The organism is Streptomyces sp. NPDC057486, from assembly GCF_042802415.1.
GTDB classification, from domain to species: Bacteria; Actinomycetota; Actinomycetes; order Streptomycetales; family Streptomycetaceae; genus Streptomyces; species Streptomyces yanii.
This window is the reverse complement of sequence record NZ_JBHVEE010000042.1, coordinates 26,768-51,464: the sequence shown is the minus strand read 5'-3', so window position 1 is coordinate 51,464 and position 24,697 is coordinate 26,768. Positions and strand designations below refer to the sequence as shown.

General features: G+C 70.9%; 23 protein-coding genes and 1 pseudogene. 11 read left to right on the top strand and 13 right to left on the bottom strand.

The annotated features are described in order from the left end of the window. The first annotated feature begins 82 nt into the window (after positions 1-82). Both ACFU6I_RS20795 and ACFU6I_RS20790 read left to right on the top strand, forming a co-directional pair. On the top strand, positions 83-466 hold the full coding sequence (locus ACFU6I_RS20795) for a helix-turn-helix domain-containing protein (protein ID WP_018105285.1): 384 nt from the start codon (positions 83-85) through the stop codon (positions 464-466). Between the two features lie 632 nt (positions 467-1,098). Further along, a complete protein-coding gene (locus ACFU6I_RS20790; RefSeq protein WP_384368707.1) occupies positions 1,099-1,413 on the top strand; it encodes a hypothetical protein in 315 nt (104 codons plus the stop codon). On the opposite strand, the gene ACFU6I_RS20785 is transcribed toward ACFU6I_RS20790, so the two are convergent. The 3 genes from ACFU6I_RS20785 to ACFU6I_RS20775 form a co-directional block, all read right to left on the bottom strand. After that, positions 1,361-2,125 (bottom strand): SDR family NAD(P)-dependent oxidoreductase, encoded by a 765-nt coding sequence (locus ACFU6I_RS20785; RefSeq protein WP_384368704.1) that lies wholly within the window; start codon positions 2,123-2,125, stop codon positions 1,361-1,363. The two genes, ACFU6I_RS20790 and ACFU6I_RS20785, sit on opposite strands and share 53 nt — an antisense overlap. A 36-nt stretch (positions 2,126-2,161) precedes the next feature. Continuing rightward, a complete protein-coding gene (locus tag ACFU6I_RS20780; protein ID WP_384368700.1) occupies positions 2,162-2,962 on the bottom strand; it encodes a DNA-formamidopyrimidine glycosylase family protein in 801 nt (266 codons plus the stop codon). 87 nt (positions 2,963-3,049) lie between these two features. Beyond that, entirely contained in the window at positions 3,050-7,705 is a 4,656-nt protein-coding gene (locus ACFU6I_RS20775) for a DEAD/DEAH box helicase (protein WP_384368697.1), read from the bottom strand. A 150-nt stretch (positions 7,706-7,855) separates the two neighbouring features. Here ACFU6I_RS20775 and ACFU6I_RS20770 point away from each other — a divergent pair, with 150 nt between their 5' ends. Genes ACFU6I_RS20770 through ACFU6I_RS20760 form a run of 3 tightly spaced genes read left to right on the top strand, consistent with a single transcriptional unit; the run spans position 7,856 to position 9,874 of the window. Then, positions 7,856-8,749 (top strand): AraC family transcriptional regulator, encoded by an 894-nt coding sequence (locus ACFU6I_RS20770; RefSeq protein WP_384368694.1) that lies wholly within the window; start codon positions 7,856-7,858, stop codon positions 8,747-8,749. A gap of 10 nt (positions 8,750-8,759) precedes the next feature. Continuing rightward, complete coding sequence (locus ACFU6I_RS20765; protein ID WP_384368691.1) at positions 8,760-9,572, top strand: AzlC family ABC transporter permease; 813 nt, start codon at positions 8,760-8,762, stop codon at positions 9,570-9,572. Continuing rightward, entirely contained in the window at positions 9,569-9,874 is a 306-nt protein-coding gene (locus ACFU6I_RS20760) for an AzlD domain-containing protein (RefSeq protein WP_384368688.1), read from the top strand. Before ACFU6I_RS20765 ends, ACFU6I_RS20760 begins: the two co-directional genes overlap by 4 nt. Before the next feature lie 207 nt (positions 9,875-10,081). Here the strand turns inward: ACFU6I_RS20760 and ACFU6I_RS20755 are convergent, their stop codons facing one another. After that, positions 10,082-10,996 carry a hypothetical protein gene (locus ACFU6I_RS20755; RefSeq protein WP_384368685.1) on the bottom strand — a complete coding sequence of 305 codons (915 nt, stop codon included), beginning with the start codon at positions 10,994-10,996 and terminating at the stop codon, positions 10,082-10,084. 79 nt (positions 10,997-11,075) lie between these two features. Between ACFU6I_RS20755 and ACFU6I_RS20750 the strand changes: the two genes are divergently transcribed. Together ACFU6I_RS20750 and ACFU6I_RS20745 are read left to right on the top strand one after the other, a co-directional pair. Further along, positions 11,076-11,270, top strand: coding sequence for a DUF3046 domain-containing protein (locus ACFU6I_RS20750; protein WP_384047829.1), 195 nt, complete (start codon positions 11,076-11,078; stop codon positions 11,268-11,270). Between the two features lie 186 nt (positions 11,271-11,456). Further along, positions 11,457-12,626 carry an AI-2E family transporter gene (locus tag ACFU6I_RS20745; RefSeq protein WP_384368731.1) on the top strand — a complete coding sequence of 390 codons (1,170 nt, stop codon included), beginning with the start codon at positions 11,457-11,459 and terminating at the stop codon, positions 12,624-12,626. 105 nt (positions 12,627-12,731) lie between these two features. On the opposite strand, the pseudogene ACFU6I_RS20740 reads toward ACFU6I_RS20745, so the two are convergent. Continuing rightward, positions 12,732-12,860, bottom strand: a pseudogene (locus ACFU6I_RS20740) (short-chain dehydrogenase); the annotation flags it as partial. 291 nt (positions 12,861-13,151) lie between these two features. Here ACFU6I_RS20740 and recA point away from each other — a divergent pair. Both recA and recX read left to right on the top strand, forming a co-directional pair. Then, a complete protein-coding gene (gene recA / locus ACFU6I_RS20735; protein WP_345514385.1) occupies positions 13,152-14,282 on the top strand; it encodes a recombinase RecA in 1,131 nt (376 codons plus the stop codon). Between the two features lie 3 nt (positions 14,283-14,285). Then, positions 14,286-15,008 (top strand): recombination regulator RecX, encoded by a 723-nt coding sequence (gene recX / locus ACFU6I_RS20730; protein ID WP_384368682.1) that lies wholly within the window; start codon positions 14,286-14,288, stop codon positions 15,006-15,008. A gap of 144 nt (positions 15,009-15,152) precedes the next feature. Here recX and ACFU6I_RS20725 read toward each other — a convergent pair whose 3' ends face one another. After that, the gene (locus tag ACFU6I_RS20725; protein WP_384368679.1) at positions 15,153-15,791 is read right to left on the bottom strand and encodes a hypothetical protein; all 639 of its coding nucleotides are present in this window, start codon (positions 15,789-15,791) and stop codon (positions 15,153-15,155) included. 230 nt (positions 15,792-16,021) lie between these two features. Here ACFU6I_RS20725 and ACFU6I_RS20720 point away from each other — a divergent pair, with 230 nt between their 5' ends. Both ACFU6I_RS20720 and ACFU6I_RS20715 read left to right on the top strand, forming a co-directional pair. After that, positions 16,022-16,633, top strand: a complete 612-nt coding sequence (locus ACFU6I_RS20720; protein ID WP_384368676.1) for an ArsR/SmtB family transcription factor — start codon at positions 16,022-16,024, stop codon at positions 16,631-16,633. Continuing rightward, positions 16,630-19,191 (top strand): FtsX-like permease family protein, encoded by a 2,562-nt coding sequence (locus ACFU6I_RS20715; RefSeq protein WP_384368673.1) that lies wholly within the window; start codon positions 16,630-16,632, stop codon positions 19,189-19,191. Before ACFU6I_RS20720 ends, ACFU6I_RS20715 begins: the two co-directional genes overlap by 4 nt. 61 nt (positions 19,192-19,252) lie before the next feature. Here ACFU6I_RS20715 and ACFU6I_RS20710 read toward each other — a convergent pair whose 3' ends face one another. The 7 genes from ACFU6I_RS20710 to ACFU6I_RS20680 all read right to left on the bottom strand — a co-directional run bounded on the left by ACFU6I_RS20710 (position 19,253) and on the right by ACFU6I_RS20680 (position 24,693). Continuing rightward, entirely contained in the window at positions 19,253-19,660 is a 408-nt protein-coding gene (locus ACFU6I_RS20710) for a rhodanese-like domain-containing protein (protein WP_384368670.1), read from the bottom strand. Beyond that, positions 19,657-20,208 (bottom strand): cysteine dioxygenase, encoded by a 552-nt coding sequence (locus tag ACFU6I_RS20705; RefSeq protein ID WP_384368667.1) that lies wholly within the window; start codon positions 20,206-20,208, stop codon positions 19,657-19,659. The genes ACFU6I_RS20710 and ACFU6I_RS20705 overlap by 4 nt, the downstream gene beginning before the upstream one ends. Before the next feature lie 73 nt (positions 20,209-20,281). Continuing rightward, positions 20,282-20,353, bottom strand: coding sequence for a putative leader peptide (locus ACFU6I_RS20700; protein ID WP_314224548.1), 72 nt, complete (start codon positions 20,351-20,353; stop codon positions 20,282-20,284). A gap of 48 nt (positions 20,354-20,401) precedes the next feature. Next, positions 20,402-22,018 (bottom strand): FAD-dependent monooxygenase, encoded by a 1,617-nt coding sequence (locus ACFU6I_RS20695; RefSeq protein ID WP_384368664.1) that lies wholly within the window; start codon positions 22,016-22,018, stop codon positions 20,402-20,404. Positions 22,019-22,201: 183 nt separating this feature from the next. After that, positions 22,202-23,113, bottom strand: coding sequence for an amino acid ABC transporter permease (locus ACFU6I_RS20690; RefSeq protein ID WP_384368660.1), 912 nt, complete (start codon positions 23,111-23,113; stop codon positions 22,202-22,204). Beyond that, positions 23,110-23,775 (bottom strand): amino acid ABC transporter permease, encoded by a 666-nt coding sequence (locus tag ACFU6I_RS20685; RefSeq protein WP_384368657.1) that lies wholly within the window; start codon positions 23,773-23,775, stop codon positions 23,110-23,112. Before ACFU6I_RS20685 ends, ACFU6I_RS20690 begins: the two co-directional genes overlap by 4 nt. Positions 23,776-23,850: 75 nt before the next feature. Next, the gene (locus ACFU6I_RS20680) at positions 23,851-24,693 is read right to left on the bottom strand and encodes a glutamate ABC transporter substrate-binding protein (protein ID WP_384368654.1); all 843 of its coding nucleotides are present in this window, start codon (positions 24,691-24,693) and stop codon (positions 23,851-23,853) included. Positions 24,694-24,697: the final 4 nt, after the last annotated feature.

Below are 24,697 nucleotides of genomic sequence, written 5' to 3'. Positions count from 1 at the left end.
TCGCTCCCCGCACGGCCGCAGCGCGAGGCGGTACGGTGGGGCGTGAAGGATGCGGCTACGCGGTCCGAGGAGGGAGCCACCGATGATTCTGCTCCGTCGCCTGCTTGGTGACGTGCTGCGTCGGCAGCGCCAGCGCCAAGGCCGTACTCTGCGCGAAGTCTCCTCGTCCGCCCGAGTCTCGCTCGGCTATCTCTCCGAGGTGGAGCGGGGGCAGAAGGAGGCATCCTCCGAGCTGCTCTCCGCCATTTGCGACGCGCTTGACGTACGGATGTCCGAGCTCATGCGTGAAGTGAGCGACGAGCTGTCGCTGGCTGAGCTGGCCGAGTCGGCAGCAGCCAGCGATCCGGTACCAGTGCCGGTACGCCCGATGCTCAATTCCGTCTCCGTGACGTCGGTGGCAGGTGTGCCGACGGGACGGGTGACGATCAAGGCACCCGCGGAAGCGGTGGATGTCGTCGCCGCCTGACCCGCGCGGTCCGGTGTGAACCAGAGCCCCGGCCGGCCCCTTCGCGGGGGCGGCCGGGGCTCCGGTGTGTGCGGACGCCGCCGCCAGGGACTCGCGCGCGGGTCACGGATGCGTGCGCCGGTCAACGAAGCGTGTGTCTCAGGAAACCCTGTGTCCGAAGCACCGCTTCAGCTCATCCACTTCGTAGAATCAGGTGCTCTTCGGCACCGGGACACGGCCCGGCTTCTGCTTCGTGGTCGATGCAGTCGCGGTACGGCCGACAGAGGTGGACGGTGCATGAACGCAGCGTGAGGTGCGGCGCGCATCGGGGCAGTCGGAGCGGCCCGGCGATCGTTCCCCCCCGGGGCCCCGGGGCCGTACCGGAGGCTCTGGATGCGGCGCCGGTGGTCCCGGGCGAGACTGCAGAGAGGAACACCACGGTCACCGAGATCGCGCAGTGCCTGAGCGGTATCGGTTCCGGGGTGCTGTTCCATGCGCAGCTCGGGCCGTGAACCTGCGGCAACACGACTGGACGAGCCAGACGGAGGAGAGCGCGTAACGGTGTCCGCCCCGGACATGCGCGCCGGTACTGCGCCGGTGCGCCCTCCCGCTGGGCGATCGGGCCGGACTAGGTTCGGCCGGAGGAGGCAGCCATGGTACGGAGATGGGTGCCCGCGCTCGTTCTCGGCGGGGTGTGGTGGTGGGCCGTGCTCCGGCTGGTCCTTCAGCCGGAACATGCCGGGCTGATCGAGGGCGCGGTGACGGTGGGCGGATGGGGGCTCAGCCTTCTGCCCGTCCATGTGGCCGCGAGCGTCCGGCCCACGGGAACGATCAGGGCCCGTGCGGAGACGGTCGGTGCCGCCGCGGGCGCGTGGTGCGTGGCCGGGGTGCGCGGTGTCGAGGCGGCATGGCGCACTACCAGGGCATGGCGACGCCGCCGTTCGGACGGAGAATCTGACCCGTCATGAAGGCCGAAGCATCGGATGCGAGATGCAGGACCGTGTGGGCGACGTCCTCGGGCTCACCCACCCGGCCGAGCGGGGATATCCGTACCATCGCACCCTCGGCGCGGTGCTGCTGCTCTGCGTCGTGGCGGGCGGTCATCGGCGTACGGATCCAGCCGGGAGCGACGGCATTGACGCGGATGCCCTGAGGACCCAGCTCGGTCGCCAGGGTCCTGGTCAGCTGGACGACTGCCGCCTTGGCCGCGCTGTAGCAGAGAAGTCCCGGACCTGAGGCGTCGACCGCGCCCGAGGCCATGGTGATCAGCGAGCCGGGTGCGCCGCGCCCGATCATGCTGCGGGCGATCTCCTGGCAGGCGTACAGAACCCCCTTGAAATTGACGGCCATGACGCGGTCGAGGTCCTCGTCAGCCGTCTCCAGAACGCTGCTCGTATGCATGATTCCGGCGACGGCGGCCAGGATGTCGACCTCACCCGCTGCGGCGACCGCGCTCCTGAGTCGACTGCGGTCGGTGACATCGAGGGGATGGGTGTGGGCTTCGCCACCCGCGGCAGTGATCATCTCCTGGGTCTCCAGGAGGCCCTTCTCGTCGAGGTCCGCGCAGTGGACGGTGGCTCCCGCCTCCGCGAGCAGGACGGCGCAGGCTCGGCCGATGCCGCCGGCCGCTCCGGTGACGAACGCGGATCGGCCGGTGAGGTCGTACGCGGTGACAGGCATGTCCGGACCGTACGACTGGATCTGACGATGCGTCAACTATGGTGTGGGGCCTGACTGGCAGCGAGGGCACCAGTAGGCGGGGCGGTTGTCCTGTTCCGTCGCGCGAATGGGGGTGCCGCAGCGCAGACACGGGCGGTGTGTCCTGCCGTAGACCCAGAGACGCTCACGGGGGCCGTAGCCGTTGGGTTGTGCTCGGGTGGTCGTGCGGACCGTGCGGTTGCGATTGGCTTCGAGGAGCTGCTTGGCCGTGGTGACCAGACGGGCGGCGGTGGAGGCGGGCAGCTCACCGACGGGGAGCCAGGGGGTGGCACGCGCGAGGAAGCAGAGCTCGGCCTTGTAGATGTTGCCGATGCCGGCCAGGTTGCGCTGGTCGAGGAGGGCTTCGCCGAGGGGGCGGCCGGGGTCGGCCAGCAGGTTGCGCAGGGCGGTGTCGGGGTCCCAGCCGGGGCCCAGCAGATCGGGCCCGAGGTGGCCGACCGCCTTCTCCTCGTCGGCTGTGCGGAGGAGTTCGAGAACGGGGAGCCGGTAGCCGACCGCGGTGTGGTGGGCGGTGGAGAGGACCGCGCGGATCTGGTGGGCCGGGCCGCCGCGCCAGCGCTCGCCCGGAGTGTAGAGGCGCCAGGCGCCGTCCATCCCCAGATGGCTGTGCAGGGTGAGGCCACCCTCGATCCGGGTGAGGAGATGCTTGCCGCGCGGGGTGACGTCGACAACGGTCCGGCCCGTGAGGTCCGCGGTGGCGAAGCGGGGGACGCGCAGGTCGGAGTGGGTGAGGGCCTGACCGGCCAGCACGCTGTGCAGACGCGCGGCGGTCTGCAGGACGGTATCTCCTTCGGGCATACCTCCATGATGCGCGGTGCGGGGCGGGCATGCGGGCGGGAATCGGGGGTGCGTGCGGCGCTGTGCGGGCCGAGGTGCGCCGCGGGGTCACGCGCGCAGTCGGAGGCCTCTTGGAGTGGCGTGGAATCCGGCCGTCTCCAGCGTGCGGCCCAGTGGCGAGGTCAGGGACGAGGCGCCGTTGGTCCGCTCCACCGTGACCGTGCCGAGCGCCCCCGCGCGCGCCGCACCGGCCAGCGCCTCGGCCGCCGCCCGGAGCGCGGGGTCCTCCGGGTCGGTCGGCCAAGCGAGCAGCGTCTTGCCGCCGCGCTCCATGTACAGCGTCAGTTCGCCGTCGACCAGGACGACCAGGGCACCTGCCTTGCGTCCCGGTCTGTGTCCGGCGCCGTCCGGCGGTTCGGGCCAGGCCAGGGCCGCGCCGTACGCGTTGGCCGGATCGGCGGCCGCGAGAACCAGGGCGCGGGGCGCCGAACCCGGTTCCGCGCGGTCGCGGGCGGTGGAGACCGCACGGAGCCGGTCGACCGCACCGTCCATCGCGAACTGGGCCGCCCCCAGCCCCTCGACGACATAGCCGCGGCGGGCCTGCCCGTTGTCCTCGAAGGCGGCAAGGATGCGATACGTCGCGGCAAAGCCGCCCTCGACGCCCTCGGCCTGGACCGCGCCTCGGGTCACCACACCGTGCCGGTCGAGGAGGGTGCGGGCCAGGGCGTGGGCGCGGTGCGTGGGATCGGGCTCGGTTCCGGGGAGCAGGGACCAGCGGCCCGAGACGGTGGGCGGACCGGTGCGCGACGCGGGGCGGGACGTGGCGGTGAGCGAGCCGTAACGGCCGCGCGGGACGCTTCGCCTGGCGCGGTGGGCCGTCGATCCCGCCGTGCGTCCGGAGCCGAGGAGCGAGCGCAGCGGGGCCAGCGTGTCGTTGGTCAGCCGGCCGGACCAGGTCAGGTCCCAGAGAGCGTCGGCGAGTTGCGGATCGGTGCAGTCCGGGTGCGTGGTGGCGCGTACCTGATCGGCGATCTGCCGGAAGAACAGCCCGTATCCGCCGGTCAGTGCGGTGAGGACGGATTCGTGCAGCGCGCTGAGTTCGAGAGGGTGCGGAGGTGGGAGGAGCAGGGGCGCGCTGTCGGCGAGATAGAGGGACAGCCAGCCGTCCTTGCCCGGAAGCGCACCCGCACCGGCCCAGATCACCTCGCCGGTGGTGGTGAGTTCGTCGAGCAGGGCGGGGGCATATCCCGTGACGCGTCCCGGCAGGATCAGCTTCTCCAGCGCCGACGCGGGGACCGGCGCACCCTGCAACTGCTCGATGGCGCGGGCCAGTCCGTCGATTCCTCGCAGGCTGTTGTTCCCGAGATGCTGCCACTGCGGAAGGAAGCCGGCGAGTGCGGCGGGCGGGACCGGCTCCAGCTCCTGGCGCAGGGCGGCGAGCGAGCGGCGGCGGAGCCGGCGCAGCACCGCGGCGTCACACCACTCCTGGCCGATGCCGGCGGGGTGGAACTCGCCCTGCACAATCCGGCCGGAGGCGGCAAGCCGCTGCAGCGCGCCGTCCGTGACGGCGGTGCCGAGACCGAAGCGGGCAGCCGCCTGGGTGGAGGTGAAAGGACCGTGCGTGCGGGCGTAGCGGGTGAGGAGGTCGCCGAGCGGGTCCTTCACCGGCTCGGTGAACGCCTCCGGGACGCCGACCGGAAGGGCCGTGCCCAGCGCGTCCCGCAACCGGCCGGCGTCCTCGATCGCCGCCCAGTGGTCGGCTCCGCCGATCCGGACCCGGATGGCCCGGCGGGCCGAGGCGAGCTCGGCGGCCCAAGGCTGCTCGGCGCCGCGCTCGGCCAACTCGGCCTCGGTGAGCGGGCCGAGGACGCGCAGTAGATCGGCGACGCCTTCGATGTCCTTGATCCGGCGGTCCTCGGTGAGCCACTGGAGCTCCTGCTGCAGCTCGCCCAGCACCTCGGCGTCGAGCAGCTCGCGCAGTTCCGCCTGGCCGAGAAGCTCGGCGAGGAGATGGGAGTCCAGCGAGAGCGCGGCCGCCCGCCGCTCGGCCAGCGGCGAGTCGCCCTCGTACAGGAACTGTGCGACGTAGCCGAAGAGGAGCGAGCGCGCGAAGGGCGAGGGCTCCTGGGTGGTCACCTCGACCAGGCGGACGCGGCGTGCTTCGAGGTCGCCCATCAGTTCCACGAGTCCGGGGACGTCGAAGACGTCCTGAAGGCATTCGCGGACCGCTTCGAGAACGATCGGGAAGGAGCCGAACTCGGAGGCCACCTGGAGGAGCTGGGCGGCACGCTGGCGCTGCTGCCAGAGCGGGGTGCGCTTGCCGGGGCTGCGACGGGGCAGCAGCAGGGCGCGCGCCGCGCACTCGCGGAAGCGGGAGGCGAACAGGGCCGATCCGCCGACCTGGTCGGTGACGATCTGGTTGATCTCGCCCTGGTCGAAGGCGACATCGGCGGCGCCGACCGGAGGCTGGTCGCTGTCGTATGCCGCGGCCAACGGGGCAGCCGGTTCCCGGACCGGTTCCTCGGACGGATCGAAATCCAGGAGGTCCAGGCCCATCATGTCGGCGTCGGGGAGCCGTAGCACGATGCCGTCGTCGGCATGCATCACCTGGGCATCCATGCCGTACCGCTCGGCGAGACGCGCACTCAGAGCCAGCGCCCAGGGGGCGTGGACCTGCGCGCCGAAGGGGGAGTGCACGACGACCCGCCAGTCGCCCAGCTCGTCACGGAAGCGCTCGACGAGGATGGTCCGGTCGTCGGGGACATGGCCGCAGGCGGCGCGCTGCTCGTCGATGTACGACAGGACGTTGTCGGCGGCCCAGGTGTCGAGACCGGCGGCGAGCAGCCGCGATCTGGCGTCCTCGGGCGACAGGCCGCCGATCTCGCGGAGGAAAGCGCCCAGCGCGCGACCGAGCTCCAGCGGGCGGCCCAGCTGGTCGCCCTTCCAGAACGGCAGCCGTCCCGGAACGCCCGGGGCGGGCGACACCAGGACCCGGTCGCGGGTGATGTCCTCGATCCGCCAGGAGGTGGTGCCCAGGGTGAAGACATCGCCGACCCGGGACTCGTACACCATCTCCTCGTCCAGCTCGCCGACCCGGCCGCCGCCCTTCTTGGGGTCGGCCCCGGCGAGGAAGACCCCGAAGAGCCCGCGGTCGGGGATCGTGCCGCCGGAGGTGACGGCGAGCCGCTGGGCGCCGGGGCGGCCCGTGACCGTGCCGGCGACGCGGTCCCACACCACGCGCGGACGCAGCTCGGCGAAGGCATCGGACGGATAGCGGCCCGCCAGCATGTCCAGCACGGCCGTGAACGCCGACTCCGGGAGCGAGGCGAAGGGGGCCGCGCGGCGGGTCACGGCCAGCAGGTCGTCCACCTGCCAGGTGTCCAGGGCGACCATGGCCACCAGCTGCTGGGCCAGCACGTCCAGCGGGTTCGACGGGATCCGGAGCGCCTCGATCGAGCCGGTGCGCATCCGCTCGGTGACCACCGCCGCCTGCACCAGATCCCCGCGGTACTTCGGGAACACCACTCCGGTGGAGACCGCTCCGACCTGGTGGCCGGCACGGCCGACCCGCTGCAGCCCGGAGGCGACCGACGGCGGCGACTCCACCTGGACCACCAGGTCGACCGCACCCATGTCGATGCCCAGCTCCAGGCTGGAGGTGGCGACCACGGCGGGCAGCCGGCCCGCCTTGAGGTCCTCCTCGACCTGGGCGCGCTGCTCCTTGGAGACCGAACCGTGGTGGGCACGGGCGAGCAGCGCGGGGGCGCCCTTCGCCGCACCGGACTCGGCCATGATCTCGGCGGGGGAGTGGGCCTCCGGCATCGTCTCGCCGGTGACCCGCTCGTATGCGATCTCGTTGAGCCGGTTGCACAACCGCTCCGCGAGACGGCGGGAGTTGGCGAAGACGATGGTGGAGCGGTGCGCCTGGACGAGATCGGCGATCCGCTCCTCGACATGCGGCCAGATCGACGGCTTGTCCGCCTGACCCGCCTGGTCCGGGTCCGTGGCGGGGGAACCGCCGAGCTCGCCCAGGTCCTCCACCGGCACGACCACCGACAGATCGAACTGTTTGGTGGACGGCGGCTGGACGATCTCCACCTTCCGCTGCGGGGAGAGGAACCGCGCCACCTCGTCGACCGGACGGACCGTCGCCGACAGGCCGATCCGCCGCGCGGGACGCGGCAGCAGCTCGTCGAGGCGCTCCAGCGATACAGCGAGATGGGCGCCCCGCTTCGTACCGGCGACGGCGTGCACCTCGTCCAGAATCACCGTCTCGATCCCCGACAGGGCCTCGCGCGCCGACGACGTCAGCATCAGGAACAGCGACTCGGGGGTGGTGATCAGGATGTCCGGCGGGCGGGTCGCCATGGAGCGGCGCTCGGCGGGCGGGGTGTCGCCCGACCGGATACCCACCCGCACGTCGGGCTCGGGCAGGCCGAGGCGCACCGATTCCTGGCGGATGCCGGTCAGCGGTGAGCGGAGGTTGCGCTCCACATCGACCGCGAGGGCCTTGAGCGGCGACACGTACAGCACGCGGCAGCGCTTCTTCGCCTCGGCGGGCGGTGGAACGGCTGCCAGCCGGTCCAGCGCGGCGAGAAACGCGGCGAGCGTCTTGCCCGATCCGGTGGGCGCGACGACCAGCACGTCCGAGCCCTCGCCGATCGCCCGCCAGGCGCCCTCCTGCGCGGACGTCGGCGCGGTGAAGGCACCCGCGAACCAGCTGCGGGTGGCGGGGGAGAACGCATCGAGAGCAGAGCCGGCCATGTCCCCCATCGTGCACCCGACCACTGACAACGGACTGGGGCCGGAGGGTGACGAGGGTCGGCACCAAGGGGTGACGAGGGTCCGTACCGGAGGGTGGGGACGGCCGGTACCGGACGCTGACCACGGGCCGTACCTGCGAGAATTCCGGGTATGGCGGCACGATCGGTCCCGGGACCGACCCCGGATTCGGCTTCGGCCGCGGGGGAGTGGGCGAGGTACTGGCAGTACGCGGAACTGCCCGACCTCGATCTTCTGCGCGCCCGGTACGTCCGCCACACCTTCCCGCGCCACAGCCACGAGGGCTATGTCTTCGGCACCATCACCCGGGGCATCGAGGACGTCGGGCTGCCCGGCGGCACCGTGCACGCGGGTCCCGGCACCGTCGTCATGATCAATCCGGAGGTGCCGCACACCGCCCGGGCCGGGGCCCCCGAAGGCTGGGTGTACGCCACGCTGTACCCGTCCGCGCAGGTGATCAACGACATCGCGGCCGATACGACGCGGCTGCGCGGCACGGTCGGCTTCGCCGAGACCAGCGTCCTGGACCCGGAGGCGGCACGGCTCATCGGCGAGGTGCACCGGGCGGCCGAGGAGGGCAATGCGCTCGCCGCCGACAGCATGTTGCGGATCATGGTCGCGCGGCTGCTCAGCCACCACGGCAGCGCGCTGCCCGCCCGTGCCCCCCGGTCGGCCGGCGCCCGGGGCGCGGAGCGGGCGCGTGCGGTGCTGGAGAGCCGTATGGCCGCGCCGCCGACACTGGAGACGTTGGCCGCCGAGCTCGGGACCAGCCCCTTCGCCCTGCTGCGTGCGTTCAAGAAGCAGTACGGGATGCCGCCGCACACCTGGCTCACCGATGCCCGGGTGCGGCGTGCGCGACGGATGCTCGATGCGGGCATCGCGCCGGCGGACGCGGCGGCGGAGGTCGGCTTCACCGATCAGCCGCACCTCAACCGTCATTTCACCCGGATCGTGGGGGTGCCGCCCGGCGCCTACCAGCGCGAACGCGCAAAAACGTACAAGACCGGTCCTGATTCGTCCGCGTAGCGTTCCGGACGTGCCAGAACAGACAGCATCCTCAGAGAGACTCGGCGGGACGTCCGAGACCGCCGACGGCGTCACCGCCGATGGCATTGCCGCCGACGGCGAGGCGAAGCCGGACGCGGCCGTCATCCGCGACGCGCTCGGCGTCGGTGTCGCGGTGGGCCTCTCCGGCTTCGCCTTCGGTGTCACCTCGGCGGGCTCCGGCCTGAGCCTGCTCCAGACCTGCGCGCTCAGCCTCCTCGTCTTCACCGGGGCCTCGCAGTTCGCGCTGGTGGGCGCCCTTGCCGCCGGCGGAAACCCGTACACCGCCGCCGCCGGTGCGTTCTTCCTCGGCGTACGCAACGCCTTCTACGGTCTGCGGCTGTCGCAGCTGCTCGCCCTCCCGCGCGCCGTGCGACCGCTCGCCGCCCACTGGGTCATCGACGAGACGACCGCGGTGACGCTGCCGCAGCCCACCCGGCGGGCCGCCCGGATCGGCTTCACCGTCACCGGACTCACCCTGTACGTGCTGTGGAACCTGACCACACTGCTGGGGGCGCTGGGCGCCGAGGCGCTCGGCGACACCGACACCTGGGGGCTGGACGCGGCGAGCCCCGCCGTCTTCCTCGCCCTGCTCGCTCCGATGCTGAAGAGCACCACGGAGCGCATCACGGCCGCTCTCGCCGTCCTGCTTGTCCTGGGGGCGCTGCCCATGCTGCCCGCGGGCGTACCCGTGCTGCTCGCCGCGCTCGCCGCACCTGCAGTCCTCTTCCTGATGGGACGCAGGAAGGCATCGGCCACCGAGAGACCGGCCAAGGACACGACCACGGCGGAGGACGCCCGATGAACGTATGGACAGCGATCGCTCTCACCGCCGTCGGCTGCTACCTCGCGAAGCTGCTGGGACTGCTGGTCCCCGCAGGGGCACTGGAACGCCCGCTCGTGCAGCGCCTTGCCGCGCTCCTGCCGGTGGCGCTCCTGGCGGCCCTCACGGCGCAGCAGACCTTCGGGAACGGACAGCAGCTGGTGCTCGACGCCCGGGGTGCGGGGCTCGCCGCCGCCGCACTCGCCCTGGTGCTGCGCGCACCCTTCCTGGTGGTCGTGGGAGCTGCCGTCGTCGTCACGGCCGGGGTGCGCGCGCTCGGATAGACAACCTGACCGGGCGGACAGTGCGCTCGGACAGGCGACGTGCAAGGGGCACGGCCCACCGAGCCGAGCCCCTTGCGCCGTCCGTCGCGCCCCGGTCCCCCGCAGCCGCTGCGGCGCTGCCCTGCTGTTGCACGGTTCCAGCTCCCTGGGCCCGACGGCGCGTCCACTGCATGAGGACGGCGTCGGAAGCGACCGCGCCGCCCGGTCTCAGCCGATGCTGCGGCCGTGGGCCCGCAGCGTGAGCAGCGCCTTCAGCGTCACCAGCGGGCGGCCCTCCAGAGCGGTGCCCGGTGCCCACTGCCGCCAGTTCACCGGCCAGCCGCCGTCCGCCTGCTGCTCCGCCGCCAGATGGTCGAGCGAGCGTTCCAGCTCCTCGTCGGTGAACCAGCTGCGGGCGAGCGATTCGGGAGTGCGTGCGTAGTCGTACGGGAAATGCTGCTCGCCCGGTGCGTAGCCGGCCGCCACCGGGTACTCCGCACGCCGCTCCGGATCCAGTACGGCCAGCCGCTGTTCCCGTACCAGCCGCCCGAGGCGGTCCGCCGCGGCCTCCGCCCGTGCCCGGTCCGGAGCGCCGTCGAGGAAGGCGACCGCGGCTTCGATCTCGTACGGATGCGACTTCTCCAGCGCGTCGACCGCCGCCCAGCAGAAGTCCGTGGCCCGGAACAGCCAGGCGTGCCACACCGCGTTGCGGTGCAGCAGTCCGACGACGGGGCCGGTGGCCAGCAACTGGGCCGCAGGGTCGTCGACGATCGGGATGAACGGCGCGGCCGGATAGCCGCGCTGCGAGGGGAGGAGTGCGGGAAGTGCCCCCTCCTTGGCCGACACGTCGGTCAGGAAGCGGCAGATCCGCTCCACCCGCAGGCCGCTGCAGCGTCCGATGGAGTCCAGGACACTGAGCGCATGGGCCGTGTGCAGCGGCTGGCTGACGGGGCCCCGCAGATCCGGTTCGAGTGCGTGACCGTATCCGCCGTCCTCATTGAGATATGCGGCGAGCGCGGTCTCCACCGCGTCCGCGCTCCCGCCGAGGAACTGATGGGCGAACCGCCGCTGTTCGAGGACGCGGGCCGTGAGCCAGATGAACTGCTCGGCACGCTTGAGGGGGCTTGCTCCTGTTCCGGCCATGGACCGACCGTAGGCCGGTAAGCGCTCTCTGCGAGGCGTAGCGGCCCGGCTGCACTCTCAGGAGCGGGATACTGAAGTCATGCGGTTGACGATTTTCTGGGAACGGATGGCGGACCACTTCGGTGCGGGGTACGCCGACTCCTTTGCGCGCGATCATGTGATGGCCGAGCTCGGCGGGCGTACGGTGCACCAGGCGCTGGCCGACGGCTGGGAAGCGAAGGACGTCTGGCGTGGTGTCTGCATGGCGGTCGGCATTCCCGCCGACAAACGCTGACGCCGTGCCCGCCCATCGCTGGACCTCGGCTGTTCCCGGGGTGGGCGGCCGGCTGTCACAGCTGTAGGCGAGACTGGATGCGTGGCACCGACAGACGAGACAGCCCAGACCCAGCAGCCCATGACCCCGCCCGTCCCGCCGGCCGCGCCACCGACGGCCCCGCCCACCGGCAGTGGGTCGGCCCGAATGCCCGCGTGGCTGCCGCGAGCCATGGTTCTCGCCCTTGCGCTCTATGCCTGCTTCCGGCTCGGCAGCTGGGCGTTCGACCAGCTCATCGGGCTGTTGATCAATATCCTGATCGCCTTCTTCCTGGCGCTCGCCATAGAGCCTGCGGTGAGCCGGATGTCGGCGCGCGGTATGCGCCGCGGTCTGGCCACCTTCCTGGTCTTCCTCGTGGTGCTGATCGCCGGCGCCGGATTCGTCGTGCTGCTCGGCTCGATGCTCGCGGGCCAGATCGTCGAGATGGTCGATGAGTTCCCCAAGTACCTCGACTCGGTGATCAACTGGATCAACCAGAATTTCCGCACCGATCTCTCCCGGGTCGAGGTTCAGGACAGCCTGCTGCACTCCGACTGGCTGCAGAAGTACGTCCAGAACAGCGCGACCGGTGTGCTCGATGTCTCGACTACCGTGCTCGGCGGACTCTTCCGGCTGCTGACGATCTTCCTGTTCTCGTTCTACTTCGCGGCCGACGGTCCCCGGCTGCGCCGCGCCCTGTGCTCCGTGCTGCCGCCCGCCCGGCAGGCCGAAGTGCTGAGGGCCTGGGAGATCGCGGTCGACAAGACCGGCGGTTATCTCTACTCGCGCGGGCTGATGGCGCTCATCTCCGGGATTGCGCACTACATCCTGCTGGTGATCCTCGGTGTGCCGTACGCCCCGGCGCTCGCGGTCTGGGTCGGCCTCGTCTCGCAGTTCATTCCCACGATCGGTACGTATCTGGCAGGCGCCCTGCCGATGCTGATCGCGTTCACCGTCGACCCCTGGTACGCCCTGTGGGTGCTCGGATTCGTCGTGATCTACCAGCAGTTCGAGAACTATGTGCTGCAGCCCAAGCTCACCTCGAAGACTGTGGACATCCATCCGGCGGTCGCCTTCGGCTCGGTCATCGCCGGTACGGCTCTGATGGGCGCCGTGGGCGCGCTCATCGCGATCCCGGCCGTCGCCACGCTGCAGGCGTTCCTCGGTGCCTATGTGAAGCGCTACGACGTGACGGACGACCCACGGGTGCACGGCCGGCATCTGTGGCGGCGCGGGGAGTCGGTGCTCTCACGGGTGCGGCGCGCGACGACCGGGGCTGCGGGGAACGACGGTGACGCGGATGCCGAGCGGCCGAACGTCCCGGGTCCGCGGGCCTGAATCGGCAACCGGACGGCAGGTTGTGTGGCGCGTGCGGTGCGGGAGCGTGGGTCGCGGGGCGTTCGGGTGCGGTCCTCAGGTGGGCTCAGCGACAGCCCGTCACGTCGGCCGGCAGGGCCGCGTCCGTTGGGTCCCGGTCGTCCGCCCCGTCACGTGGACAGTCGCTCCGACCGCTCCCGGCTGAACGGCGACGCCTCGGCCCGCACCGCGCGTGGCGCCGGCGACCAGGGCCACTCCTTCTGTCGACGATGTCCCCGTATGGCTGGAATCCAGCATGAGGTCGACCACGTCTCCTTGACTCCCCAAATACGTGATGCTAGGGCGCTACTCTGGGGGCGGGCCGGTCCGGCGCGGTGCGCTTGACACTGAAATCGAACATCCATTCTCATGGGATTCCGGCCGGGTTTTCCCGGGCCCGACCGTGGAGTTGTCCACAGGCCGGGAGGACGTCGAGGCCCATTGTCAGTGGCAGGGGTTAGCGTCTTTGACGTGAAGCGATCGACTCAAGCAAATCGGGTGGAACCCATGGCAGGAACCGACCGCGAGAAGGCGCTGGACGCCGCACTCGCACAGATTGAACGGCAATTCGGCAAGGGCGCGGTGATGCGCCTCGGTGAGCGGCCGAACGAGCCCATCGAGGTGATCCCCACCGGGTCGACCGCACTCGACGTCGCCCTCGGCGTCGGCGGACTGCCGCGCGGCCGTGTGGTGGAGGTCTACGGGCCGGAGTCCTCCGGCAAGACGACGCTGACGCTGCACGCGGTGGCGAATGCGCAGCGGCTCGGCGGCTCGGTGGCCTTCATCGACGCGGAGCACGCCCTCGACCCCGAGTACGCGAAGAAGCTCGGCGTCGACATCGACAGCCTCATCCTGTCCCAGCCGGACAACGGTGAGCAGGCGCTCGAGATCGTGGACATGCTCGTCCGCTCGGGCGCTCTCGACCTGATCGTCATCGACTCCGTCGCGGCGCTCGTGCCGCGCGCGGAGATCGAGGGCGAGATGGGTGACTCGCACGTGGGTCTGCAGGCCCGTCTGATGAGCCAGGCGCTCCGCAAGATCACCAGCGCGCTCAACCAGTCCAAGACCACCGCGATCTTCATCAACCAGCTCCGCGAGAAGATCGGTGTGATGTTCGGCTCCCCGGAGACCACGACCGGTGGCCGGGCGCTGAAGTTCTACGCATCGGTGCGCCTCGACATCCGCCGCATCGAGACGCTGAAGGACGGCACCGACGCGGTCGGCAACCGCACCCGCGTCAAGGTCGTCAAGAACAAGGTCGCGCCGCCGTTCAAGCAGGCCGAGTTCGACATCCTCTACGGCCAGGGCATCAGCCGCGAGGGCGGTCTGATCGACATGGGCGTGGAGCACGGCTTCGTGCGCAAGGCGGGCGCCTGGTACACGTACGAGGGCGACCAGCTCGGCCAGGGCAAGGAGAACGCCCGTAACTTCCTCAAGGACAACCCCGACCTCGCCAATGAGATCGAGAAGAAGATCCTCGAAAAGCTGGGTATCGGTGTCAGGCCGGAAGCGGCTCTGAGCGCCGAGCCCGGTGCGGACGCGGCGGGCGGCGCTGCGGCTCCGGCCGACGGCGCGAAGTCGGTGCCCGCTCCGGCCGGCAAGGCCAAGCCGGCCAAGGCTGCGGCGGCCAAGAGCTAGACCGTGACGCGTCGTACGGAGTGGCCGGACAGCGCCGTCGGCGCCGGTCCCGGCCCAGGAGCCGCCGGGCGCACGGACGATTCCGCGTCCGAGTCCGCATACGGACCGGAGGCCGGTTACGGCACCGACTCGGGCGACGGATTCGGCGAGGGTGCAGGCCGTCGTGCCCGCTCCCGCTCCAGGAACAGCGGCTCCCCTTCCTCGTCGAGGGCCGAGAAGGGGGAGCCGCGAGACCCGGTCGAGCAGGCGCGCAATATCTGTCTGCGGCTGCTCACCGGGACTCCGCGCACCCGCAAGCAGCTTGCGGATGCGTTGCGTAAGCGGGAGATCCCGGACGAGGCAGCCGAAGAGGTGCTGTCGCGTTTCGAGGACGTCGGACTGATCGACGACGCGGCGTTCGCGGACGCCTGGGTGGAGTCCCGGCACCACGGCCGGGGGCTGGCCCGCCGCGCTCTCGTCCGGGAGCTGCGGACCAAGGGGGTGGACTCGACGGTGATCGACGAGGCCGTCGGGCAGCTCGACTCCGAGCAGGAGGAGGAGACAGCCCGCGAGCTCGTCGCGCGCAAACTCCGCTCCACTCGCGGACTGGACCGCGACAAGCGGCTGCGCCGCCTTGCGGGCATGCTCGCGCGCAAGGGGTACGGGGAGGGGATGGCCCTGCGAGTGGTGCGTCAGGCACTCGAAGCAGAGGGCGAGGACACGGAAGGCCTGGACGAGCCGTTCTGACGGCGTCCATGGCGGTATGTGCGGGGATGTGTGCACGGGGGGCGTGCATGCAGCGGATGCGCACGGCGCGGGCGTTGCGCGCGGGGGGCGCGCACGGTGACGGTGTGCACGCTGAGGTTGCTGCGGGTCGGGGAGGCGCGGAAGTCACTGTCCGGCATGTGAGGCGCGGCGAATAGTGGCGTCGAGCAGGGCCACAGCATCCGCCGCGGTGCGGCCGGGGTATCGGTTCCAGGGGCCGATCAGGTCGGTCCAGCCCTGCGACCGAAGTTCGGCGACGATCCAGGCGCCGGCCCGGTCCACGGTGGCGAGGGAGCCGTAGCCCAGGCGGTGTGCGGTGAGAAGGGCGCCGCAGACGCACCGGGCACCGCGGACGTTCCGCAGCCGGTACGGGGTGTTCTGCCAGCCCCACTCGGTCAGGATCCGCCGCGCGTAGGCGAGGTGGGTGGAGGGCCGCAGTTCGGGCTGCCCGATGCGGCGCCAGCTGTGGAACCGATCGGGGAGGATTGCGCCGAGGCGCCCGGGGAGGGGGCGCTCGCGCGGGGCGGCCGGGGGCACGGAGCGGACCGAGTCTGCGATCAGTTGGTCGACGGGCACGGACAGTAGATCGCGCCAGTCCGTCGGATGCCGGTCCGCCGGGTGCGGCACGGAGCCGGGGGAGGCGGAACGTACCGGTTCGGGGACGGTGATGTCCCAGCCCGTGACGATCTGCTGCCAGGCGTCCGTGTCATGGAGGCGGGCGGCCTGACGGTCGAGCTGGTCGGGGGTGAGGGCGGCGGTCGGCATCTGCGTGGCATCTCCGTCATATCGGTCCTTTGTATGAGGTGAATGTCTGCCTTGTGGTGAATGTGCTCCACCGGGGTGAGCCATTCGGGTGCGTGCCAGGTCGGATCCCGGTCGGTTCCGGAGCGGCTCCGAGGGGCGTCACGACAGCGACTGCCGGGGGAAAACCCCCGTACGAAGACGCCGACGCGCTCCAGTGCCCAGGTATCTGTGCACAGAGCAGTGTGTGACGCATGGCAGAGAGTTCCGGTGGCACCGACATCACAGAGCTGGCCGCTCTCGGAGCGCTCGCGCAGCCGAGGCGGCAGCAGATCCTTCAGCACCTCACCCTGCACGGCCCCGCGACGTCCGCGATCCTTGCCCGCGCCCTCGGGCTGAACACCGGGGCCACCAGCTACCACCTGCGTGAACTGGCCAGGTACGGCTTCGTGGAGGACGTCCCGGCCGAAGAGCCGGACGGGCGTCGGGCGAGGTGGTGGCGGGCCGTTCCCGGCGACCGACGCTTCCCGCCCCGGTCCAGCCAGAGCCCCGAGGTGCGGCTCGCCATGGACGAACTGAACCGCCACGCATACGCCGCCGACCTCGCACTCTTCGAGCAGCTTCAGCGCGACAGCGGCGAACGGGGCGAGTGGGCCGACGCGTTCCCGTACTCGCGCGGCGCCATCCGGCTCACGCTCCCCGAACTCCGCGCGTTCTTCGAGGAGTACATCGCGCTCATGAACCGCTACAAGCGGTCCGACACCGAAACTCCGCCGGGCGCCCGCACCGTCCACACCCGGCTGCTCGCCTTCCCGGCTCCGCCCTCGGCCGCCGACCACGACACGAGAGAGACGGACGCATCATGATGCTGCGCTACGCCCTGCAGACGATCCGAGACCGAAAGGGCGGGTTCCTCGGCGCCCTGCTGGCTCTGATGTGCGCCGCTGCCCTTGTCACCGCCTGCGGCACGCTCCTGGAGACCGGCCTGCGCGGACGGATCGAGACCGAGCGCTATGCCGCGGCTCCCCTCATCGTCTCCGCCGACCAGAATGTCCACCGGACCACCGTCAAGCACAAGGGCAACGGGAAGACGAAGGTCAAGCACAAGGCGAAACCCGTCGCTGAGCGCGCCTGGCTCCCCGCAGCTACCGCGGACCGGATCCGGAACGTGGACGGTGTACGCGAGGTGGTCCCCGAACTCACCTTCCTCGCCGTGCCCGTTGCCCAGTCCACCGGCAAGCCCGCCACATCCTCCACGCCCTCGTACGGACACTCCTGGGCCTCCGCCTCCCTCACTCCCTTCGCTCTCACCGCGGGCCGTCCCCCCGTCTTTGCCGACGACGTGGTGATCGACCGGGGTCTCGCCGAGCGGACCGGCCTTAAGCCCGGAGACCGGCTCACCGTGCAGTCCACCGGCGCTCCCCGCCCGTACCGCATCAGCGGTGTCGCGGCCCCGGCCCACCGCGGCGACCTCCGGCAGCAGACCTCCCTTTTCTTCTCCGGTGCCGAGGCCGCCCGTCTCTCCGCCCGTCCCGGCCAGGTCACCGCCCTCGGTGTGGTGCCCGCGCCGGGCACGGACCTCGACCGGCTGAAGCGGCAGGTGGAGCAGGCGCTCGGTGGCACCACCGCGCAGGTCTCCACAGGAGATGACCGCGGCCCCGTCGAGTTCCTGGATGCCGCGGGCGCCAGGATCAAGCTCGTTTCCATGGGGGGTGCGATGGGTGGCACCTCACTCCTCGTCGCCATCCTCGTGGTCGTCGGCACCTTTGCGCTCTCCATCCAGCAGCGCCACCGAGAACTGGCCCTGCTGCGCGCCGTCGCCGCCACACCGCGCCAGGTCCGCCGTCTTCTCGGGCGTGAGGCGCTGCTCGTCGGGGCCGTGGCCGGCGTGCTGGGCTCGCTCGCCGGACTGCCGCTCGCGGGCTGGCTCCACAGTCGATTCGTCGACATGGGTGCGATCCCACCGTCGCTGGAACGCACCGCAGGCATCTTCCCGGTCTTCGCCGCCCTCGCCGTCACCCTCCTCGGCGCCTGGGCAGCCGCGAGGATCTCCGGCCGCAGGATCGCCCGTATCCGCCCTGCCGAGGCCATGGCCGAGTCCACGGTCGAGCGCGAACGGCCGGCCGCGGTCCGGATCGCCGCAGGTCTGGTGCTGCTCGCGGGCGGTGGAGCGCTCGTCGCCGTACTCGGCAGCCTGCACACCGAGGCGGCCTCGACCCCCGTCACCTTCCTGGCCGTCGTGGTGATGGCCACGGCCGTGTCGCTGCTCGGACCGCTTCTTGTCAAGGTGGCGGCGGCACTGTTCGCAGGCCCGCTCCGGCCCGCCGGTTCCGGGGGCACGCTGGCCACCGCGAACATCCGTGGAAACTCCACCCGGATGGCCGCCGTCGTCACCCCGCTCACTCTTCTCATCGCGATGACCTGCACGGTTCTCTTCGTCCAGCCGACCCTCGGTGACGCCGCCCGCGCCCAGGCCCGTGAAGGAACCCGTGCAACTTGGGTCCTCTCCTCCCAGGGGCCCGGAGTCCCGTCCGCCGCCGCCGAGACCGTGCGCAGGACGCAGGGCGTGACGGCCGTCACCGAGGTCGTACGGACCACGGTCAGGGTCGGCCTCGAGAAGTTCACGGCTCAGGGCGTCACCCAGGCCGACCTCTCCCGCACCTGGGACCCCGAGGTGACCAGCGGATCGCTCGCCGGTTTCGCCGCCCGTCCCGGCACCGCCGCGATCAGTGAACTCGCCGCCGACAGGCTGGGGCTGCACGCCGGCAGCGAGCTGACCGTGCACCTCGGCGACGGCACACCCACCACCGTCACCGTCGCCGCGGTCTACACCCGCGGCCTCGGTTTCGGCGATCTGACCCTGCCCCACGATCTGGTCGCCCGTCACATGGACAACCCTCTCGCCGCCACGGTCCTGGTCGCCGGAGACAGCGACCGCAGTCGGCTCACCGCCGCACTGCAGAAGTTCCCCGGCATCGCCGTGCTCGCCCCTGCCACCGCCGACCGGCTCCGGGCGGACCGACAGCAGCAGAACGCAGAGGTCAACTATCTGGCCATGGGCCTGGTCCTCGCCTTCACCGCGATCGCGGTCGTCAACACCCTCGCCATGTCGGTGTCCGAGCGGATCCGGGAGTTCGCCATGCTCCGGCTGGCCGGTGCCACTCGACGCCAGGTTCTGCGGATGCTCCGTATCGAAGCCCTGTCGCTTCTGCTGATCGCCGCCGTCGTCGGTACCGGCATCGCCCTCGCCGTGCTGACCGCCTTCAGCATCGGCATGACCGGCAGTGCGGCGCCCACCGTCCTGCCGTCGGTGTACGCGACGGTGGTGGGCGCAGCCGCACTGCTGGCACTCGTTGCGTCGACGCTGCCCGGCCGGCTGGCACTCAAGGTCAGCCCGGTGCAGGTGGCGACGTCCAGGCAGTGACACCACCGGCCGGTGGCGGGCGGAACAGCGCAGGGCGCAGCGCGCCCGTGCCCGCCACCGGTCAGGCGCCGACCGGCAGGCCCGCCGCCCGCCAGGCCTGGAATCCTCCGATCAGATCCGTCGCCCGGTGCAGCCCCAGCTGCCTCAGGGACGCGACCGCGAGACTCGACGCGTACCCCTCGTTGCAGACCACCACCACCTGCAGATCGTGGCTGACGGCCTCCGGCGCGCGATGGCTGCCCTGCGGGTCGAGCCGCCACTCCAGCTCATTGCGCTCGACGACCAGCGCCCCCGGAATCAGCCCGTCCCGCTCGCGCAGCGCCGCGTAGCGGATGTCCACCAGCAGGGCGCCGTCCGCTGCGGCGGCGATCGCCTCGTGCGGGCCGATGCGGTCGTACCCGGCACGGACCCGCTCCAGCAGTTCGTCGATCCCCGCCCGCGCCGCACCGTTGTTGCGCCCGTCGCTCACTGCCAGTCCTCCGGGCGTTCGATGTGCTCGAGACGGAGTAGCGCACCGGTACGGCTGTAGCGCCTGATCTGCGGCAGCGGCGGATAGTACGCGTGCACCGAGACCGCGTGCTCGGTGCCGGATTCGTTCAGCACCTCGTGCACATGGTGCCGGCCGAACGCCCTGCCCCGGCCGGCCGTCAACTGCCGGGACCGGTCGACGCCTTCGGCCAGTTCGAGGGTCTTCCAGCCGTCGGCGGGCAGCCTGGCCGCGAGCGAATGTTCCGTGAGCGTGCCGGCCGCGGTGGTGAAGGCGCCGATCGAGTCGGCGTGGTCGTGCCAGCCGGTGCCGGTGCGCGGCGGCCAGCCGATCAGCCAGGCCTCGCTGCCGCCGGGTCCGTCGAGCCGGATCCAGGTACGGCCCTCGGGATCGAGGGGGAGCGAGGCGAGCAGACCGGCGTCCGCCGCCGTGCGACGGACGAAGTCGAGCAGTTCCGCAGCCGTGGGACCGGCACCGGAATCCGGGCCGGCGGATGGCGTGCGTACAGAAGGTGGGGGCGAGGCAGACACAGTGACCGTCCTGAGAGTTCGCGAGCGATGCCCGGCGTGCGACAGAGCGCGCGCCGCGGCAGGGAGAGGCGATTCAGCAGGACGAGCGACACACGCAGCCCGCATAGCGGACGAGGTCCATGTGGACCCTCCGCCACAGGCGCACATCGGTGTCGGTCACATTTCGGAGTACACCATGTGCTGCCCGTGGGGGTCAATTGATGTCCGCGGTCCGGTCGGAGCGTACGGAGGCATGTGGCGCACCCCCGCGCACCGCGTTCGCCGCCTCGAAAATCTCCGCGGGCCGGACCCCGCCGAACGATGCCACCAGATGCCCGTCCGGCCTGATCAGCAGCACGGTATGGGCCGGTGCACCCGGGTAGGCCTCGGTCACCAGCAGCTCTCCCCTCATCGGCAGGGCGTCGACCGTCTCGACGAGCCGGGGCATCACGCCCGCGGTCAACCAGTGGCGCCGGTCCCACACCCCGGTTCCCGGAGCGACCAGCACGACCAGCAGACGGCCCCGCCCCAGCCGCTCGCGCAGCCGTACGGTCGTGCCGTCGGGCGCCGTCACCCGTACATCGTCGGCCGGCGCGCCCGGGGGCGTACCCACCGATGTGTGCGCCTCCGCGTACGCAGGCGCAAGGGGGGAGTGCGAGTACGAGGGGGGCGCACCCAGTGGGCCGCACCCCAGGTGACCGTCGGCCAGCAGTGAATCGTGCCCCCGTGCGCTCCCTGGGACGATGGTCCGCAGTCCGCCGCCGCCGCGCAGTATCGGCAGCGACTGGTCCGCCGCGCGCAGCCGGGAGGCGACCGCGGCCCGGCGCTCTGCCTGGTAGCTGTCGAGCAGCACGTCGGAGGCGCCGTGATGCCAGGCCTGCGCCAGCTTCCAGGCCAGGTTCTCGGCGTCCCGCAGCCCTTCGTCGAGCCCCTGCGTACCGAGTGCACCGAGGAGATGGGCGGCGTCCCCGGCAAGGAACGCCCGCTGCACCCGCCATCGCCTGGCCAGCCGGTGATGCAGCGTGTACACGCCCGTGTCCAGCAGTTCGTACGGCGGGGTCTCGCCGCCGCACCAGCCCGCGAGAGTGTCCCGCACCCGGGTGATCAAAGCGTCGGGGGTGACGAGCTCCCCGCGTGGCGGGAGCAGCCAGTCCAGCCGCCACGCACTGTCCGGCAGCGGGCGCGCGGTGACCTCGGCGCCCCCGGTACGCCACGGTGGCAGCCGGTGCAGCACGGCCTCGCCGGGCCAGGGCAGATCGGTGCGCAGCGCGGCGACGGCATGCCGCTCCACCGCTGTGCGCCCCGGGAACCTGATGTCCAGGAGCTTGCGGACGGTGGATCTGGCGCCGTCGCAGCCGACCAGGTAACTCCCGCGCCACCAGGTCGAATCGGGTTTCCTGGTGTGCACCGTGACCCCGGCCGGATCCTGTTCAAGGGTGTCGATCCGGCTGAGCGGCGCCATGTGCACCAGCTCCTGCCCGGCGACCGCGGCCCGCAGCCCGCGCATGAGGGCGTGCTGGGGCAGATGGAGCGGGGCCGGGAGCGGATCACTGTGCGGGGAGTCCTCGCCGAGGCGCAGTTCGCGCACCAGCTGCTTGCGGCGCATGGAGCGCCAGCCCGTCCAGTGGGCGCCCTCGTCCCGGAGAGCCTTGCACCCGAGCCGCTCCACCAGGGCCGCGGTGTCCTCGCGCAGCACCACCGTCCGGGCGGGACGGGTCTCGTCCCTCCCCGGATCCTCGTCGAGGACGAGGGAGGGAACGCCCTGCGCGGCGAGGGCGAGCGACAGCGTCAGGCCGACGGGCCCGGCGCCGACGACGATCACCGGGTCCACGGCGCGACTCCCTGGGCCCGTGCGGTCGGGTGAGCGGTGGCGGAAGCGGAAGCGGGGGCTCGGTCGGCGATCACAGAACGTATGCAACCCACTGCCGGTGCTTGCGTCAAGTGACACCCGAGCGCGGCGAAGGGCGCCGGTGCATGCACCGGCGCCCTTCTCGCAGTCCTTGCCGACGAACCGTCAGACGGCGCTTCCGTCATCGACTTTGAGCGCCGGCGCGCCGATGGTCTCCAGTCCGCCCTCAGGGGCGGCGCCGACCACGGCGCCCGTGCTCTTCTTCCCGCGCCGCAGCCGGCCCTCCAGCCAGCCCGCGAACGAGGTGAGCGCGAAGTTCACCACGATGTACAGCACGGCGACGATCGTGAAGCACGCGATGGTGTTCGCGCCGTAGTTCGCGCTCATCGGGCGGACCGATGCCAGCAGCTCGGGGAAGGTCAGCACCGCACCACCGAGCGCGGTGTCCTTCACGATCACGACGAGCTGGCTGACGATGGCGGGCAGCATCGCGGTCACCGCCTGCGGCAGCAGCACGAACACCATGATCTGGCCCTTGCGCATGCCGATCGCCTTGGCCGCGTCCGTCTGGCCCTGCGGAAGGGAGTGGATACCGGCCCGCACGATTTCGGCGAGCACCGAGGCGTTGTAGAGGACCAGGCCGGTCACCACGGCGTACAGCGGGCGCACATCGGTGCTGATGTTCGTGTACTCGGAGTACGCCGCGTTTGAGGTGATCATCAGAATCAGCACCGGGATGGCACGGAAGAACTCCACGACCACGCCGGCCGGCATCCGTACCCACCGGTGTTCCGAGAGTCTGCCGATCCCGAACAGGGCGCCGAGCGGCAGTGCGATGATCAGTGCGAAGAACGCCGCCTTGAGCGTGTTCTGCAGGCCCGGCCAGAGGTACGTCTCCCAGGGCTGGGAGCTGGTGAAGAAGGGCTTCCACTTGATCCAGTCGAGCTGGTGCTTGGCAGCGAGGCTGTCGTACACCCACCACGCCGCGGCCGCGGCGCACAGGACGAACAGCACCGTGTACAGGACGTTGCGCTGCTTGGCGCGCGGCCCCTGGGCGTCGTAGAGGACGGAAGTCATCGCTTCACCGCCACCTTCTTGCTCACCCAGCCGAGGATCAGGCCGGTCGGGAGGGTCAGAACGATGAAGCCGAACGCGAAGACCGCGGAGATCAGGATCAGTTGGGCCTCGGCCTCGATCATGCCCTTCATCAGGTACGAGGCTTCGGCGACCCCGATCGCGGAGGCGACCGTGGTGTTCTTCGTCAGAGCGATCAGCACGTTGGACAGCGGGTTGACGACCGAACGGAAGGCCTGCGGGAGGATGATCAGCCGCAGCACCTGGGTGAAGCTCAGTCCGAGGGCGCGCGCCGCCTCCGCCTGGCCGACCGGCACGGTGTTGATGCCCGACCGGAGCGCCTCACAGACGAACGCGGAGGTGTAGACGACCAGCGCGAGCACCGCGAGCCGGAAGTTGATGTCCTTGAAATCGCTGGCTCCGAGGCTGATGGTGAGCGTCTGGAAGAGGCCCAGCGACGAGAAGACGATGATGACGGTCAGAGGGATGTTCCGGATGATGTTCACGTAGGCGGTGGCGAAACCGCGCATCAGCGGGACCGGGCTGACCTTCATGCCGGCCAGCAGCGTTCCCCATATGAGGGAGCCGAGGGCGGAGTAGACGGTGAGTTGCACCGTCACCCAGAAGGCCCCCAACAGGTCGTAACCTTCAAGAAAGTCGAACACGATCTCCCGCGCTTCCGCGTGTAGGAGGGCATGGCGCGCCGCCGTTCACGGACGGCGCGCCGGGTCAGCCCTGCTTCACTTGACGATGTTGCCGATCTTCGGGGCCTGCTCGTTCTTGTAGTTCGCCGGACCGAAGTTGGCCTGCACCGCCTTGTCCCAGGAACCGTCCGAGACCATCTTGGTGAGTGCGTCGTTGATCTTCTTCTTGAGGTCGGCGTCGCCCTTCTTCAGGCCGATGCCGTAGTTCTCGTTGCTCATCTTGAAGCCGGCCAGCTTGAACTTCCCCTGGAAGTCCTTCTGCGAGGCGAAACCGGCCAGGATGGAGTCGTCGGTGGTCAGTGCGTCGACAGCCTTGTTCTCCAGGCCGGTGAGGCACTCGGAGTAGCCGCCGTACTCCTGCAGCTGGGCCTTCGGCGCCAGCTTGTCCTTGACATTCTGCGCCGAGGTCGAGCCGGTCACCGAGCACAGCTTCTTGCTGTTCAGGTCGGCCGGGGACTTGATCGAGTCGTCGTCGGCACGGACCAGGATGTCCTGGTGCGCCAGCAGGTACGGGCCGGCGAAGTCGACCTTCTGCAGGCGCTCGTCGTTGATCGAGTAGGAGGCGGCGATGAACTTGACGTCCCCGCGCTCGATCGCCGTCTCGCGGTCGGCGCTCTTGGTCTCCTTGAAGGTGATGTCCTTGGCGTCGTAACCGAGCTCCTTGGCGACGTACGTGGCGACATCGACGTCGAAACCGGTGTACTTGCCGTCGGGCGTCTTCAGACCGATACCGGGCTGGTCGATCTTGATGCCGATGGTGATCTTCTTGCCGCCGCCGGCCGAGTCGCCGCCCTTGTCGTCGGAGGAGCCACAGGCGGTGGCGGTGAGGGCGAGCGCGAGCACGGCGGCCGATGCGGCGGTGACCTTACGAAGCTGCATGGTG

Coding starts and splice junctions, on each gene's coding strand:
- ACFU6I_RS20795 (WP_018105285.1), top strand. CDS start 83: ATGATTCTGCTCCGTCGCCTGCTTGGTGACGTGCTGCGTCGGCAGCGC.
- ACFU6I_RS20790 (WP_384368707.1), top strand. CDS start 1,099: ATGGTACGGAGATGGGTGCCCGCGCTCGTTCTCGGCGGGGTGTGGTGG.
- ACFU6I_RS20785 (WP_384368704.1), bottom strand. CDS start 2,125: ATGCCTGTCACCGCGTACGACCTCACCGGCCGATCCGCGTTCGTCACC.
- ACFU6I_RS20780 (WP_384368700.1), bottom strand. CDS start 2,962: ATGCCCGAAGGAGATACCGTCCTGCAGACCGCCGCGCGTCTGCACAGC.
- ACFU6I_RS20775 (WP_384368697.1), bottom strand. CDS start 7,705: ATGGCCGGCTCTGCTCTCGATGCGTTCTCCCCCGCCACCCGCAGCTGG.
- ACFU6I_RS20770 (WP_384368694.1), top strand. CDS start 7,856: ATGGCGGCACGATCGGTCCCGGGACCGACCCCGGATTCGGCTTCGGCC.
- ACFU6I_RS20760 (WP_384368688.1), top strand. CDS start 9,569: ATGAACGTATGGACAGCGATCGCTCTCACCGCCGTCGGCTGCTACCTC.
- ACFU6I_RS20755 (WP_384368685.1), bottom strand. CDS start 10,996: ATGGCCGGAACAGGAGCAAGCCCCCTCAAGCGTGCCGAGCAGTTCATC.
- ACFU6I_RS20750 (WP_384047829.1), top strand. CDS start 11,076: ATGCGGTTGACGATTTTCTGGGAACGGATGGCGGACCACTTCGGTGCG.
- ACFU6I_RS20745 (WP_384368731.1), top strand. CDS start 11,457: ATGCCCGCGTGGCTGCCGCGAGCCATGGTTCTCGCCCTTGCGCTCTAT.
- recA (WP_345514385.1), top strand. CDS start 13,152: ATGGCAGGAACCGACCGCGAGAAGGCGCTGGACGCCGCACTCGCACAG.
- ACFU6I_RS20725 (WP_384368679.1), bottom strand. CDS start 15,791: ATGCCGACCGCCGCCCTCACCCCCGACCAGCTCGACCGTCAGGCCGCC.
- ACFU6I_RS20720 (WP_384368676.1), top strand. CDS start 16,022: ATGGCAGAGAGTTCCGGTGGCACCGACATCACAGAGCTGGCCGCTCTC.
- ACFU6I_RS20715 (WP_384368673.1), top strand. CDS start 16,630: ATGATGCTGCGCTACGCCCTGCAGACGATCCGAGACCGAAAGGGCGGG.
- ACFU6I_RS20690 (WP_384368660.1), bottom strand. CDS start 23,113: ATGACTTCCGTCCTCTACGACGCCCAGGGGCCGCGCGCCAAGCAGCGC.
- ACFU6I_RS20680 (WP_384368654.1), bottom strand. CDS start 24,693: ATGCAGCTTCGTAAGGTCACCGCCGCATCGGCCGCCGTGCTCGCGCTC.